Source organism: Achromobacter sp. FW305-C-28 (assembly GCF_058783235.1).
This window is the reverse complement of sequence record NZ_JBYSYL010000002.1, coordinates 695286-708711: the sequence shown is the minus strand read 5'-3', so window position 1 is coordinate 708711 and position 13426 is coordinate 695286. Positions and strand designations below refer to the sequence as shown.

The window sequence follows — 13426 nt, the reverse complement described above, 5'->3', positions numbered from 1 at the left end:
ACGACGGGGCCCGCCCCGGATCAGCCCTGCTTACGATTCGCCTGCAAGAGCTTGGCCAGCAGCGCGCTCAACTGCGCCTGCTCTTTGGCGTCCAGCGCCGCCAAGACCTCGGCCTGGTTCTGCACGTGCGCGCCGACGGCCTCGTCGATCAGTTTGACGCCCTGGCGCGTCAGCATCACCCGCGTGGCGCGGCCATCGGTGGGGTCGGCGCCGCGCTTGACCAGCCCCGCCGCTTCCAGTCGGTCGATGCGGTTGGTCATGCTGCCCGACGAGATCATGGCGTCTTCGTACAGCGCCGTGGGCGTCAGCGCATAGGGCTTGCCGCTGCGCCGCAGCGTCGCCAGCACATCGAATTCCCCCGGCTGCAGGCCGAAGCGCGCGAACAGCGGGTTGATGCGGTCGCGTGACAGCACCAGCGCGCATTCGGCCAACCGGCCCAGCACCTGCATCGTCGACACGTCCAGATCCGGGCGTTCGCGGTTCCATTGCGCCACGGCGCGTTCTGCTCGATCCATAGCCCTGCTGGCCTCCCTGATTATCTTGACGTCAAGATAAATGCCATCTATCTTGACGTCGAGATATTTTAGCGGAACGCGCCGGGCATGCCGCCCCCGCCATCCGTGCCGGAGCCTTCGTGTCATTCTTTCGCCTCAACAACGCCTGGCGCATCGTCGCCATCATCCTGGTGGGCCTGAACCTGCGCCCCGTGCTGGCCTCGGTGCCGCCGCTGCTGGACCTGGTGCAGGCCGCCACCCGCCTTTCCGATTCAGCCGCCGGGCTGCTGACCGCCCTGCCGGTCTTCATCATGGGCCTGGGCGCCCTGGCCGTGGCGCCGCTGCGCCGGGTGGTCAACGAACAGCAAGGCGTGGCGCTGGGCCTCGTGCTGATCGCCGCCGCCACCGCCGGCCGCCACTGGGCCGGCCAGCCCCATGTCATGCTGGCCACCGGCCTGACCGCCGGGCTGGGCATCGCCATCACGCAGGCCCTGCTGCCGATCTACATCAAGACGCGCCTGCCCGCGCAAGCCAGCCGCATCATGGGGCTGTATTCCACCGCCATCATGGGCGGCGCGGCGATCGCCAGCGTCGCCGCGCCCCTGGCGGCGCAAGGCGGCGCCTGGCCCGACGCGCTGGCGCTGTGGGCCGCGCCCGCCGGGCTGGCGCTGCTGTGCTGGCTGGCGGTGGCGCGACGCGCGCCCGTACCGGCCACGGCCAGCGCCCGCGCCGCCACCGCCCGCGCGCCGCGCAGCCGCGTGGCCTTGCTGGCTGCCTTCTTCGGCCTGGGCACCGGCGCCTACACGCTGGTGCTGGCGTGGCTGTCGCCCTACTTCACCGCGCGCGGCTGGACGCCGCTGGCGGCCGGGCAGCTGCTGGGCGCGGTCACCGTGGCCGAGATCGTGGCGGGCCTTGCGGTATCCGCGGGCATCGGCCGCCTGCCCGACCGGCGGCCGGCGCTGTATGCGGCCGTGGCCGCCCTGCTGGCCGGATTGGCCGGCCTGGTCGTCGCGCCCGATGCGCTGGCCTGGCCTGCGGCGATCCTGGCCGGCCTGGGCATCGGCTCGCTGTTCCCGCTGTCGCTCATCGTCACGATGGACCATGCCGCCACGCCCGCCGAAGCCGGCCGCCTGGCGTCCCTGGTGCAAGGCGCCGGCTACCTGATCGCGGCGCTGTTTCCGTTTGCCGCGGGCCTGGTACGCCAGCATCTGGCGGACCTCGCGCCCGCCTGGATCGCGATGATGTTCATCTGCCTGGCGCTGTTCGCCATGGCCGCGCGGCTGCGCCCGGCACGGGCAGCCTGATCGGCAAATCAAGGGGGTTTGGGCGGCGCACGGCCGCCAGAACCCGCTTGCATTCGCTGCGCCCAGGGCCCGATTTGCATCAGATGGCCCTAGGGATTTCCCTCGATTATTCCTGCGTCCCCGCCCTGCGCTGAAATTTTTTTTCATCCCTGAAAGGTGAACGGAAGTTTGAGTTTTTAGACTCCCGCATTCATTGGACTGTCAGCTATTTTTCAGACCTCAGTCAGGTCTAAGAAAAGCAACAACAAAGGGAGGAATGATCCAATGCAGTCAAAACGCAGCGCCATCAAGCGCGAGCTCTGGGCCGCCGGCACGATGATCGTGCTGGGCCTGGGGGCCATCGCGCAGGCATCCACCTACACGTTAGGCAGCCTGGCGCGCATGGGGCCGGGCCTGTTTCCGGCCATCCTCGGCGTGCTTCTGGTCCTGTTGGGCCTGATCATCGCCCGCATGGCGTATTCGCCGCTGACCACCGAAGAAGACGCCGAAGACGTCCCGCCGCCGCAATGGCGCGGCTGGGGCTGCATCATCGGCGGCCTGATGGCGTTCATCCTGTTCGGCAAGTTCGGCGGCCTGATTCCCGCCACCTTCGCGCTGGTCTTCATTTCGGCCCTGGGCGACCGCCAGCACACGCTGCGAAGCGCCGCCGTGCTGGCCGTGGGCGTGACCATTCTGGGCGTGGCCGTTTTCTCCTGGGCGCTGCAGCTGCAGTTTCCGCTGTTTCGCTGGGGCTGATCGATGGAAATCTTCAATAACCTGATGCACGGGTTCTCCGTCGCGTTCGCGCTGGACAACCTGCTGTGGGCCGTGTTCGGCGTCTTCATGGGCAACCTGATCGGCGTGTTGCCGGGCATGGGTGTGCTCGCCGCCATCTCGATCCTGCTGCCGCTGACCTACACCATGACGCCCACCGCGGCGCTGGTGATGCTGTCCGGCATCTACTACGGTTCGCAATACGGCGGCGGCATCACCTCGATCATGCTGAACCTGCCGGGCACCGCCTCGCACGCGGTGGCCTGCCTGGACGGCAATCCGCTGGCACGCAACGGCAAGGCCGGCTCGGCGCTGTTCATGCTGATGTTCTCGTCGTTCTGCGGCGCGTCGGTCGGCATCCTGGCGATGATCCTGTTCTCGCCGCTGCTGGTGGACGTGGCCTTCAAGTTCGGTCCGGCCGAATACTTCTCGATGATGATGCTGGGCCTGTTGGCCGGCGCCACGCTGGCCAAGGGATCGGCCATCAAGGGCGTGGCGATGGTGGTCGTGGGCCTGTTGCTGGGCGTGGTGGGCACCGACGTCAACACCGGCACCATGCGCTTTCACTTCGGCATCCTCGAGCTGAGCGACGGTCTGCAGATCGTGGCGCTGGCGATGGGCCTGTTCGGCGTGGCCGACTTCCTGAAGAACATCAACCAGATCGGCGGCGACACCAAGGTCACCAGCGGCAAGATCAGCATGAAGTCCATGCGTCCTGAAGCCGGCGACATCAAGCAATCGCGCGGCGCCCTGGTGCGCGGCACCGCCATCGGCGCGGCCTTCGGCATCCTGCCGGGCACCGGCCCTACCATTGCGTCCTTCATCTCGTACGCGGTGGAAAAGAAAGTGGCGCGCGAACCGCGCCGCTTCGGCCGCGGCGCGATCGAAGGCATCGCCGGCCCCGAGGCCGCCACCAGCGCATCGACGCAGACCAGCTTCATTCCCACCATGAGCCTGGGCATCCCCGGCGACCCGGTGATGGCGCTGATGCTGGGCGCGCTGATCATCCACGGCATCCAGCCGGGTCCGCAGATGATGGTCGAACACGCCGACATGTTCTGGGGGCTGATCGCCAGCTTCTGGGTCGGCAACGTGCTGCTGTTGCTGCTGAACCTGCCGCTGATCGGCATGTGGGTGCGCCTGTTGACGGTGCCGTTCCGCTACCTGTTCCCGGCCGCGCTGTTCTTTGTCTGCGTCGGGGTCTACAGCACCAACAACAACCTGTTCGACGTGGGCATGGTGACGCTCTTCGGCGCCGCGGGCTACGCGCTGATCCGCCTGCGCTTCGAGCCGGCGCCGCTGCTCCTGGGCTTCGTGCTGGGGCCCATGGTGGAAGAAAACTTCCGCCGCGCCCTGCTGCTGTCGCGCGGCGACCTGGCCATCTTCGTGACGCGTCCGATCAGCCTGGGCTTCGTGCTCGCTTGCGTGCTGCTGATCGCGCTGCTGCTGGTATCGGCGGTGCGCCAGCGCAACAAGGTGCGCCTGGCCATGGAGACATCCAACTCGACGGCCTGATCAATCCAGGCAAATGCAAACAGCCGCCTCATCGGGCGGCTGTTTTTCTATGTGGCGTCAGGCTCGGCCCGGTGCCCATCGATATGCCCCAGCGGCCGGCCCGGATCCAGCCGGTCGCGCACACGCTGCTTGAGCACCTTGGCCTCGGGAAATCCGCCGTCCCGCTTGCGGTCCCAGATCAGCTCGCCCTCGTAGGTGATCTGAAACACGCCTCCCGTGCCGGGCTGCAGCACCACTTCGCCCAGGTCGGTGGAAAACGTCGACAGCAGTTCCTGCGCCATCCAGCCGGCGCGCAGCAGCCACTGGCACTGCGTGCAATACAGGATGACGATGCGGGGCGCGGGCGTGGCGGGATCGTGGGCGGATGTCATGGTGAGGGCAATCGCATTGGCGCGGGCACGCCGTTGTCGTGGATAATGTCAGGTTTTCCCGGGCGTGCAATGCGCCCAGAGTCTTACGCATGAAGTCTGCATTATCGCCCCGTGGCCAACGCTGGTTGATCGGCCTCTTGATGGGCCTGGTCACGCTCACGCCGATGGGCATCGACATCTACCTGCCGTCCCTGCCTGCCATGGCGGTTGGCTTTGGCCACCCCGTCAGTGCGTTGCAGGCCAGCATCACCCTCTTCATTTTCGCGGTGGGCGTGGGCCAGATCCTGATCGGCCCGCTGGCCGACCGCTACGGTCGCCGTCCGGTGGCGCTGGGCGGCGCCATCGCCTACCTGGCCGGGTCCGCGCTGGGCGCGGCAGCCTCGTCGCTGGACCTGTTCTATACCGCCCGCGTGATCCAGGGCCTGGGCGCGTGCTCGGCATCGCTGGTGGCCTTTGCCGCGGTGCGCGACTGCTTCAGCCCCGCGGTCGGCGCCCGCGTGTACAGCTACCTGAACGGCGCGCTGTGCACCGTGCCCGCGCTGGCCCCGCTGCTGGGCGGCGCGCTGGCCGTGCACGCCGGCTGGCGCAGCACCTTCGTGTTCATGGCGCTGTTCGCGCTGGCCCTGGCCGCGCTGCTGGCGCGCCGTTTCGAAGAAACGCGCGCCGCGCCGCCGCCCGCAGGCGCCGCGCTCTACAGCCTGCGGCGCTATGCGCCTATCATCACCAGCGGCCGCTTCCTGTATTTCGCCGTCTACGCCATGGCCGGCATGGCCATGATCCTGGTGTTCGTATCGGCCGCGCCCGTGGTGCTGGTGCAGCAGCTGGGCTATTCCGAACTGGGCTTTTCCGCCTGGTTCGGCGGCAACGCGGCCATCAACATCGCGGCCTTCTTCCTGGCGCCGGTGTTCATCGCGCGTTTTGGCCGCTACCCCATGCTGCGGGTCGGCATGGCGTCGTTGCTGCTGGCCGCGTTGATGCATCTTGCCGCGTGGCGCTGGGCCCCCGCGGCCGCGTGGATATTCATGCTGCCGGTGGCTGTGCTGACAGTCGGCTTCTCGCTGGCGCTGGGGTCGGCGCTGAGCCTGGCGCTGGAACCCTTCGGCGACCGCGCCGGCACCGCCGCGGCGGTCTTCGGCCTGTTCCAGATGAGTGGGTCCGCCGTCATCGCCACCCTGCTGCTGGACGGCGGCGTCGCGCCACAGGCCGCCATGGGCCTGATCGGTGTCGGGATCGTGGGGCCGCTGCTGTGCCTGTCCGGCGTCATCGCGCGACGCCTTGCGGGCAGGCAGCCAGCGCCGGGCTGACCGTCGCTACGCGGGTGTCGACCCACGGCCCGGATGTTGGCCACGCGCCGTGCCACCGGGCGGTGCCGCCGCCGGCAGCCCGATGCTCACCCCGCCGCGCGCGGCCCGTTCGACAGGTGCATCAGCAATGCCCCCCCGGCGATCAACACCGCGCCCAGCAGCCGGCCCGGGTTCAACGCGTTGGCCGCAAATCCCACCAGCGCGTAGCGGTCCAGCAACAGCGCCGCCAGCATCTGCCCTGCTATCACCGCAGCCAGGAACGCCCCGGCGCCCAGCCGGGGCGCCAACATCAAGGCTGCCGTGATGTAGAACACGCCCGACAGGCCGCCCGTCCAGCCCCACCACGGCAAGCGGCCGATTTCCGAAAAGCTGGGCGCGGGCACCCGCAGCAGCGCCATCACCGCCATGGCGGCGATGGCGCTGATGGCCAGAGACGCCATCGTGGCCCATAGCGGGTGGCCCAGGTGACGGCCCAACGTGGCATTCGCGCCGGCCTGGAAGGGAACGAGGGCGCCGGCCAGGATGGCCGCGGGGATGGCGAAAAGAGAAGTGCCGTTCATGGCGAGGCTCCGATTCAAGAGGGATTGGCGTTATTCTCTTATTCACCAAACGCCAAATCCAATTCGATATTTAGCTATCGAATATGCACCGAATGAATAATCCAGACGCCCCATCCGCCCTCGCCCACAACCTGCGCGCGGTGGACCTGAACCTGCTGGTGGTGCTGGACGCCCTGCTGCACGAACGCCACCTGACCCGCGCCGCCGCCCGGTTGCCGATGAGCCAGCCGGCCGTTAGCCATGCCCTGGCCCGCCTGCGCACGCTGCTGGGCGACCCCTTGTTTCACCGCACCCGCGGCGGCCTGCGGCCCACGCCGCACGCCCTGGCGCTGGAAGCGCCGCTGCGCGACGTGCTGGCGCAAGTGCGCCGCCTGCTGGCCGGCGCGGTGTTCGACCCCGCGGCCAGCCGGCGCACGTTTCGCCTGGCCATGTCCGACTACGGCGCCAGCGTGGTACTGCCGCCGCTGGTGCGGCGCCTGCGCGCCGAGGCCCCCGGCATCGACCTGGAAATCAGCTACACCAGCCGCGGCGGCATGATCGCGGGCGTGGCCGATGGCCAGCTCGACCTGGCTCTGGCCGTGTTCGGCGAAACGCCGGCCGACATTCGTCGCGCGGTACTGTTCCAGGAACCGTTTGTCTGTGTGAGGGATGCGGCCAGCTCGGCCGGCCCATTGACGCTGGATGACTATCTGGCGCGGCCCCACGTGCTGGTGGCCGCCAGCCAGGACCAGCGTTCAGGGGAAGTGGACGCGGCCCTGGCCCGCCTGGGCCGGGCCCGCCGCGTGGCCCTGCGGCTGCCGCACTGGACGGCGGCCCCCGCCGTCGTGGCCGGCACCGACCTGGTACTGACGGTGGCGCAGCGTACGGTGATGCCGACACCGCCCGGGCTGGCGGTGCAGCCGGTGCCGTTTCCGATCGACCCCCTGGGGTTCGAGATGATCTGGCATGAGCGTACGGATGGCGACGCCGGGCTGCGCTGGCTGCGCGAATCGCTGGCCGCGTTGATGGGCTGATGGTCAGGCGCCCATGAAAAAGGCCGCCAGGATCGGCGGCCTTGACCACGACGTCAGTCGCGCGCCCGCGGCGCCATGAATTCCGGCCCCACCGGGTCCAGGATGTTCTTGTCCAGCAGCTCGTTGATCTCGGCCATCTCGGTGTCGGTCAGATGCCAGCCGAACGCATCGTCCACGCCGTTCAACTGGTCCGGCCGGCGCGCGCCCCACAGCGCAATCGTCGGGCCGCTGTCCAGCACCCACCGTATCGCCAGCGCCAGCACCGACTTGTCGTGGCGAATGCGCGCAAAGGCCTCCAATTCCTTGGTGGCGCGCACGTACTGGTCAAACCGCGGCCGACGGAACTTCGGGTCGTTCGACCGCAGGTCGTCGGACCCGAAGGTGGTGTCCACCGTCATGCGGCCGGACAGCAGGCCGCGGCACAGCGCGCCGTAGGCCAGCACCGCCAGCTGGTGCTCGCGGGCATACGGCAGCACGTCGGCTTCGATGGCGCGTTCGAACAGGTTGTACGGCGGCTGCACCGACGCCAGCGGCAGGACGGCGCGGAACTGGTCCATCTGCTCGGGCGAATAATTGCTGACGCCCACCGCCAGGATCTTGCCTTCGCGCTGCAGGTCCTGCAGCGTGCGCGCGGTGTCCTCGATCGGCACCCGCGGATCGGGCCAATGGATCTGGTACAGGTCGATGCGGTCGGTGCGCAGGCGGCGCAGCGAATCTTCCACCTCGCGGCGGATGCGCGCCGGGCTGGAATTGCGCCGCACGCCCTCGCCCGCCCATTCCAGGCCCGCCTTGGTGGCAATCACGGCCTGGTCGCGAATGCCCTGCAAGGCCTGCCCGACCATTTCCTCGGCGTGGCCAAAGCCGTACACCGGGGCGGTGTCGATCAGGTTGATGCCGCGCTCGATCGCGCCGCGCAGCGTCGCCACCGACGCGGCGTCATCGGCGCCGCCCCACATCCAGCCGCCAATCGCCCACGTGCCCAGGCCGATTCTGGACACAGGCGCAGGGATACCTTCAATACGCATGGTCTCGACCAGCATGCTTACCACTCCTGCAAAAAAAAGTTTGATGAGTGTAGGTCAGGTATTATTGAATCAGACTCAACGATCTATTCACTTCGCCGCAGCGCCCCATGCCTTCCTACAGCCGCCACGACCTGGCCGATCTCAGCGCCTTCGCGGCCATCTGCCGCCGCGGCAGTTTCCGCCTGGCGGCCAGTGAACTGGGCGTATCCACCTCGGCCCTCAGCCACGCGCTGCGCAACCTGGAAGGCCGCCTGGGCGTCAAGCTGCTCAACCGCACGACCCGATCGGTCGCCCCCACCGAAGCCGGCAGCAAGCTGGCCGCGCAACTGGACCAGAGCTTCGGTGAAATCGGCGAAGCCCTGTCCGAACTCGGCCAATACCGCGCCGGCCCGCTGGGCGGCCTGCGCATCAACGTGCCGCGCGACGCCGCACGCCTGCTGCTCAGCCCCGTGCTGGCGCGCTACCTGCACGACTACCCCGGCGTGAAGATCGAAGTGGTGGTCGACAACAATATGGTCGACATCGTCAAGACGGGCTTTGACGCCGGCATCCGCTTTGGCGACACGGTGCCGCAGGACATGGTCTGCATGCCGCTGACGCCGGCGCTCAGGTGGGTGGTGGTGGCCGCGCCCGCCTACCTGGGCCGCCACGGCACGCCCAAGACGCCCGACGACCTGCTGCGCCACGCCTGCATCCGCCTGCGCCTGGGCGACCAGACCCTGTACCGGTGGGAGCTGGGCCAGGGCCCGCGCGCCTGCGAAATCGACGTGCCGGGCGCCCTCATCGTGAACGACACCGACATGGCCGTGGACGCCGCGCTGGACGGGCTGGGCCTGGCCTATTGCCTGGAACGCTACGCCGAACCGCATTTGCGCGCCGGCCGCCTGCGCCGCGTGCTGGACGACTGGGCGCCGGCCGGCGCGCCGCTGGTCATGTACTACCCCAGCCGACGGCAACTGGCGCCCGCGCTCAGCCGCCTGATCCAGGCCATCCGCTCGGCCAACGGCCTGCCAGACCCCGGGTGAACGGCAGCCCCGGCTGGCCTACTATGGCAGGCAACGATGGCAGGCGCCGATCACAGGCGCCGCCCCCCTCCTGGAGACATCATGGCCCCCGATTCCCCGACCCGCACCGACGCCCCCGCCCCGCTGCTGCTGCGCACGACGCAAGCCGGCATCGCCACCTTGCGGCTGAACCGGCCGGCACAATTCAACGCGCTGTCTGAAGCATTGCTGGAGGCGCTGCGCGTGGAAATCGATGCGCTGGCGCGCGACCCTTCGCTGCGCTGCGTGGTGCTGGAATCGGCCGGTCGCGCCTTCTGCGCCGGCCACGACCTGCGCGAAATGCGTAGCCAGCCGTCGTTCGACGACTACCTGGCGCTGTTTCGCCAGTGCAGCCGCGTGATGCAGGGTTTGCAGGCGTTGCCGGTGCCCGTCATTGCCAAGGTGCGCGGCATCGCCACCGCCGCGGGCTGCCAGCTGGTGGCCAGCTGCGACCTGGCCGTGGCGGCCGATACCGCTACTTTTGCCGTGTCCGGCATCAATGCGGGGCTGTTCTGCTCGACGCCGGCCGTGGCGCTCAGCCGCAACGTATCGACCAAGCGCGCCTTCGAGATGCTGGTCACCGCGCGCTTCATCGATGCCGCGCAGGCCTGCGATTGGGGCCTGTTGAACGATGTCGCGCCCGATGCCGAGCTGGATGCACGGGTGCAGGCCCTGGCCGAGGTCATCGCCGCCAAGAGCCCCAGCGCGATCCGCTACGGCAAGCGCATGTTCTATGCGCAGCGCCAGATGCCGCAGGCCGAGGCCTACGACTACGCCGCCGAGGTCATGGCGCGCAACATGATGGAAGAAGACGCAGCCGAAGGCATCGATGCCTTCCTGCAGAAGCGCGCGCCGCAGTGGCGCGGCTGACGCGCGGGCAACCCACCCGGCCCGCTACGCCAGCCAGGCCAGCGCCCAGCCGCCCGCCGCGGCGGCCAACACCACCCACACGGGCGACCAGCGCGCATAGACCAGCAGGCCGAACAGCGCCAGGGCCAGGCCGAAGTCGGCCTTGTTCAGGATGGCGCCCGTCCACACCGGATCGTATAGCGCCGCCAACAGGATACCCACCACCGCGGCATTGACGCCCGCCACCATGTTGCGCACGCCGGGCCGGCGGCGCAGGCTTTCCCAGAACGGCAACGCGGCCGCCAGGATCAGTGCGCCGGGCAGGAAAATGGTGGCCAGCAACGCCACCCCACCCGCCCAGCCGGATAACGGACCCGCGCCGGCCGCACCCACAAACGCGGCGAAACTGAACAACGGCCCCGGCATGCCCTGCGCCACGCCATAGCCCGCCAGGAAATCCGCGCTGGACAGCATGCCCCCGCGCACCGCGGCCGTTTCCAGCAAGGGCAGCACCACGTGGCCGCCGCCGAACACCAGCGCGCCGGCCCGATAGAAGCCCGCCAGTTGCGCCGCCAAGGCGCTGCCCGACCCCGCGGCCCAAAGCGGCAGCGCCACCAGCAGCGCCGTGAACACCCCCAGGCACACGTAGCCCGCGCGCCGGGACACGCCTTGCGCCCGGTTGGCCAGGAGCGGCCGGGGCGGCACCTGCAACAGCACCGCGCCCGCGACGGCGCCCAGCGCGATTGCCCCCACCTGCCCCAGCGTGGTCGGCAGCGCCACCGACAACAGTGCCGCGGCAACGGCGAGGCCGGCGCGCGGCCGGTCCGGACACAGCGAGCGGCCCATGCCCCACACGGCCTGGGCAATCACGGCCACCGCCGCCACCTTCAACCCATGCACCACCGCCAGGCCGGATACGCCACCGATGCGCGCCAGCCCCAGGCCCAGCAGGATCATGGCCACGGCCGACGGCAGCGTGAACGCCAGCCAGGCGGCCAGCATGCCGGCCCACCCCGCCCGCTTCAGGCCCAGCGCCATGCCGACCTGGCTGCTGGCCGGCCCGGGCAGAAACTGGCACAACGCCACCAGGTCGGAAAACGCGTAGTCATCCAGCCAGCGGCGGCGGTCGACAAATTCTTCGCGGAAATAGGCCAGGTGGGCGACGGGGCCGCCGAAGGCCGTCAACCCCAGCCGCAGAAACGCCAGGAAGACCTCGGCACAGGAACCGTGCTCGGCCGGCCCGGCCTCGTGCGTCGCCGGTTTGCTGGCGACGCGTTCATCGTGGAAAGGCGGCTGCGGCGACATGGGTCGTTGCACTCTGCACGGCGGGGCCCCGGGTTGCGGCCCCCTGAACCCTGCTTATAGCCGGCCCACGCCGCCGTTTCAATCCGCCATTGCCATGGGTTTTGCCGCACGCCCGCGCCAATGACTTCATGAATATTCACAATTGCCACACAAACGGCGGCGGATTACCCTGCCGCGACCCTGTACCATTCCGCAGCCCGCGACCATCGACGCGTCCGAAAAGGATGACGCGCGGCCGCGGTGCCCACAGGAGTTCTGACACACCATGCTCAAGTTCACGATCCGCATCTTCGTGGTCGCCGCCATTGCCTACATCGCTGCGTCGCAGTTGGTGAACCGCAGCCTGGGCTACCTGCTGGACTCGGTCAGCGCGGATCTTTCCTACCAGGCCGTGCGCGGCCAGATGTACGCCCTGCACAAGGACCTGGACCCGATCGAGCCGGAATCCCGCGCCGCCTTCATCCGCGACACCCTGCGGCCCCACTACGGGCTGGAGCTGAAGCTGGTCACCCCGGAACGGGTCGAAGCCACCGAACAGGAAAAGCAGGACCTGGCCACGCGCGGCTTCATCATGCGCGACGAATACAACACCTACCTGGCGCCCTTGCCGGGCGAGCCGCGCCAATGGCTGGAAATGCGCCTGCCCGGCGAACCCACGCTGGAAAAATGGATCACCTGGGGCGCCTGGCTGGCGCTCAGCGTGGTGCTGGCCGCCGTGCTGTTGCTGCTGTGGGCGCTGCCGGTCTGGCGCGACCTGGATTCGCTGCGCAACGCCACGCTGCGCATGGGCCAGGGCGACCTGGGCGTGCGCGCCCGGCTATCGCATTTCTCCGGCATCCGCCACGTCGGCGAAAGCTTCAACCAGATGGCCGAACGCATCGCCGCGCTGGTTGAAAACCAGCGCAGCCTGACCAACGCCGTGTCGCACGAACTGCGCACCCCGCTGGCCCGCCTGTCGTTCGAGGTCGACATGCTGGGCCAGGAGAAATTCCAGGCCAGGCGCGACCAGATCCTGCACGACATGCGCACCGACATCTCCGAACTGGAAACCATGGTCGATGAACTGCTGGTGTACGCCCGCCTGGAACGCCCTACCGAAGACATCGTCAAGCAGGAAACCGTGGACGTGCGCGACTGGCTGGGCGAAGCGCTGGCCCAGGTGGCGCACCAGGCCGACTCGCGCGGGGTGCGCTGCCACGTGCGCGACGACGGCCTGCCGGCCCACGTGCAGCTGCACCCGCGCTACATGAGCCGGGCCTTGCTCAACCTGGTGCAGAACGCCGTGCGTTACGCCAAGGCGCGCATCGAGATCTCGTTGACCAGCTGCCCGGCCGGCGGCTTTGAATTGATCGTCGACGACGACGGCCCCGGCGTGGCACCGGCCGATCGCGAACGCATCTTCGAACCCTTCATCCGCCTGGATGAAAGCCGCGATCGCGGCACGGGCGGTGCCGGTCTGGGGCTGGCCATCGTCAAGCGGGTGGCGGCCAGCCACAAGGGCACCGTCGAGGTGCGCGAAAGCCCCTTGGGCGGCGCGCGTTTCGTGCTGCGCTGGATATCGCCGAACGGCGTCGTGGAATAAATCGCGGAACGCCCGCCAATCCGCCGCCCCCTGATTCTCCGGTTATCTCAACCCCGCACGGCGGCATGCGGTCGGGGTATTTACGGCTGCTTTCATGTTGCGATGCAATAGTTGCATTGCTGTCGATTTATTGCGCCTGACGGCCTGGCGCATATCCGACCCCAATATCGCAACGATTATTCGCATATTTAAGGGTTTTTCATTTCCGCTCACCCTACTTGCCAATAATTAATCAGCAAAAATCATTCCCGCTCGCCACAAAACCACTCAAACGATAATTTCCATCATCACAAAAACATCGTTTGAAT

13 protein-coding genes are annotated in these 13426 nt (G+C 68.5%); 8 read left to right on the top strand and 5 right to left on the bottom strand.

Annotation, left to right across the window (positions count from 1 at the left end; translation table 11 throughout):
* Positions 1-20: 20 nt before the first annotated feature.
* The gene (locus AC3WMR_RS08170) at positions 21-515 is read right to left on the bottom strand and encodes a MarR family winged helix-turn-helix transcriptional regulator (RefSeq protein WP_492263525.1); all 495 of its coding nucleotides are present in this window, start codon (positions 513-515) and stop codon (positions 21-23) included.
* A 119-nt stretch (positions 516-634) separates the two neighbouring features.
* On the opposite strand from AC3WMR_RS08170, the gene AC3WMR_RS08165 reads away from it, so the two are divergent.
* The 3 genes from AC3WMR_RS08165 (at position 635) to AC3WMR_RS08155 (ending at position 4066) form a co-directional block, all read left to right on the top strand.
* The gene (locus tag AC3WMR_RS08165) at positions 635-1798 is read left to right on the top strand and encodes an MFS transporter (protein ID WP_492263524.1); all 1164 of its coding nucleotides are present in this window, start codon (positions 635-637) and stop codon (positions 1796-1798) included.
* Between the two features lie 264 nt (positions 1799-2062).
* Complete coding sequence (locus AC3WMR_RS08160) at positions 2063-2533, top strand: tripartite tricarboxylate transporter TctB family protein (RefSeq protein WP_175196438.1); 471 nt, start codon at positions 2063-2065, stop codon at positions 2531-2533.
* 3 nt (positions 2534-2536) lie between these two features.
* A complete protein-coding gene (locus AC3WMR_RS08155) occupies positions 2537-4066 on the top strand; it encodes a tripartite tricarboxylate transporter permease (RefSeq protein WP_025140749.1) in 1530 nt (509 codons plus the stop codon).
* A gap of 47 nt (positions 4067-4113) precedes the next feature.
* On the opposite strand, the gene AC3WMR_RS08150 is transcribed toward AC3WMR_RS08155, so the two are convergent.
* Positions 4114-4437, bottom strand: a complete 324-nt coding sequence (locus tag AC3WMR_RS08150; protein ID WP_492263523.1) for an Rdx family protein — start codon at positions 4435-4437, stop codon at positions 4114-4116.
* 89 nt (positions 4438-4526) lie between these two features.
* Between AC3WMR_RS08150 and AC3WMR_RS08145 the strand changes: the two genes are divergently transcribed.
* Positions 4527-5741: a multidrug effflux MFS transporter gene (locus tag AC3WMR_RS08145; protein ID WP_492263522.1), complete on the top strand. Its 1215-nt coding sequence runs from the start codon at positions 4527-4529 to the stop codon at positions 5739-5741.
* 86 nt (positions 5742-5827) lie between these two features.
* On the opposite strand, the gene AC3WMR_RS08140 is transcribed toward AC3WMR_RS08145, so the two are convergent.
* Positions 5828-6301 carry a DMT family transporter gene (locus AC3WMR_RS08140; RefSeq protein ID WP_492263521.1) on the bottom strand — a complete coding sequence of 158 codons (474 nt, stop codon included), beginning with the start codon at positions 6299-6301 and terminating at the stop codon, positions 5828-5830.
* Between the two features lie 92 nt (positions 6302-6393).
* Here AC3WMR_RS08140 and AC3WMR_RS08135 point away from each other — a divergent pair, with 92 nt between their 5' ends.
* On the top strand, positions 6394-7314 hold the full coding sequence (locus tag AC3WMR_RS08135) for a LysR family transcriptional regulator (protein ID WP_492263520.1): 921 nt from the start codon (positions 6394-6396) through the stop codon (positions 7312-7314).
* 53 nt (positions 7315-7367) lie between these two features.
* On the opposite strand, the gene AC3WMR_RS08130 is transcribed toward AC3WMR_RS08135, so the two are convergent.
* On the bottom strand, positions 7368-8354 hold the full coding sequence (locus AC3WMR_RS08130) for an aldo/keto reductase (protein ID WP_492263519.1): 987 nt from the start codon (positions 8352-8354) through the stop codon (positions 7368-7370).
* A 92-nt stretch (positions 8355-8446) separates the two neighbouring features.
* Between AC3WMR_RS08130 and AC3WMR_RS08125 the strand changes: the two genes are divergently transcribed.
* A complete protein-coding gene (locus tag AC3WMR_RS08125; protein WP_492263518.1) occupies positions 8447-9364 on the top strand; it encodes a LysR family transcriptional regulator in 918 nt (305 codons plus the stop codon).
* An 81-nt stretch (positions 9365-9445) separates the two neighbouring features.
* Positions 9446-10252 carry an enoyl-CoA hydratase gene (locus AC3WMR_RS08120; protein WP_492263517.1) on the top strand — a complete coding sequence of 269 codons (807 nt, stop codon included), beginning with the start codon at positions 9446-9448 and terminating at the stop codon, positions 10250-10252.
* A 24-nt stretch (positions 10253-10276) separates the two neighbouring features.
* Here AC3WMR_RS08120 and chrA read toward each other — a convergent pair whose 3' ends face one another.
* Complete coding sequence (chrA, locus tag AC3WMR_RS08115; RefSeq protein WP_492263516.1) at positions 10277-11536, bottom strand: chromate efflux transporter; 1260 nt, start codon at positions 11534-11536, stop codon at positions 10277-10279.
* Between the two features lie 265 nt (positions 11537-11801).
* On the opposite strand from chrA, the gene AC3WMR_RS08110 reads away from it, so the two are divergent.
* The gene (locus tag AC3WMR_RS08110) at positions 11802-13118 is read left to right on the top strand and encodes an ATP-binding protein (protein ID WP_492263515.1); all 1317 of its coding nucleotides are present in this window, start codon (positions 11802-11804) and stop codon (positions 13116-13118) included.
* The last annotated feature ends 308 nt before the right edge of the window (positions 13119-13426 follow it).

Bases quoted from the DNA above. Each gene is read 5' to 3' on its own strand.
- AC3WMR_RS08155 (WP_025140749.1), top strand. From the start codon at position 2,537: ATGGAAATCTTCAATAACCTGATGCACGGGTTCTCCGTCGCGTTCGCG.
- AC3WMR_RS08150 (WP_492263523.1), bottom strand. From the start codon at position 4,437: ATGACATCCGCCCACGATCCCGCCACGCCCGCGCCCCGCATCGTCATC.
- AC3WMR_RS08145 (WP_492263522.1), top strand. From the start codon at position 4,527: ATGAAGTCTGCATTATCGCCCCGTGGCCAACGCTGGTTGATCGGCCTC.
- AC3WMR_RS08125 (WP_492263518.1), top strand. From the start codon at position 8,447: ATGCCTTCCTACAGCCGCCACGACCTGGCCGATCTCAGCGCCTTCGCG.
- AC3WMR_RS08135 (WP_492263520.1), top strand. From the start codon at position 6,394: ATGAATAATCCAGACGCCCCATCCGCCCTCGCCCACAACCTGCGCGCG.
- AC3WMR_RS08120 (WP_492263517.1), top strand. From the start codon at position 9,446: ATGGCCCCCGATTCCCCGACCCGCACCGACGCCCCCGCCCCGCTGCTG.
- AC3WMR_RS08110 (WP_492263515.1), top strand. From the start codon at position 11,802: ATGCTCAAGTTCACGATCCGCATCTTCGTGGTCGCCGCCATTGCCTAC.
- chrA (WP_492263516.1), bottom strand. From the start codon at position 11,536: ATGTCGCCGCAGCCGCCTTTCCACGATGAACGCGTCGCCAGCAAACCG.
- AC3WMR_RS08170 (WP_492263525.1), bottom strand. From the start codon at position 515: ATGGATCGAGCAGAACGCGCCGTGGCGCAATGGAACCGCGAACGCCCG.
- AC3WMR_RS08140 (WP_492263521.1), bottom strand. From the start codon at position 6,301: ATGAACGGCACTTCTCTTTTCGCCATCCCCGCGGCCATCCTGGCCGGC.
- AC3WMR_RS08130 (WP_492263519.1), bottom strand. From the start codon at position 8,354: ATGCTGGTCGAGACCATGCGTATTGAAGGTATCCCTGCGCCTGTGTCC.
- AC3WMR_RS08160 (WP_175196438.1), top strand. From the start codon at position 2,063: ATGCAGTCAAAACGCAGCGCCATCAAGCGCGAGCTCTGGGCCGCCGGC.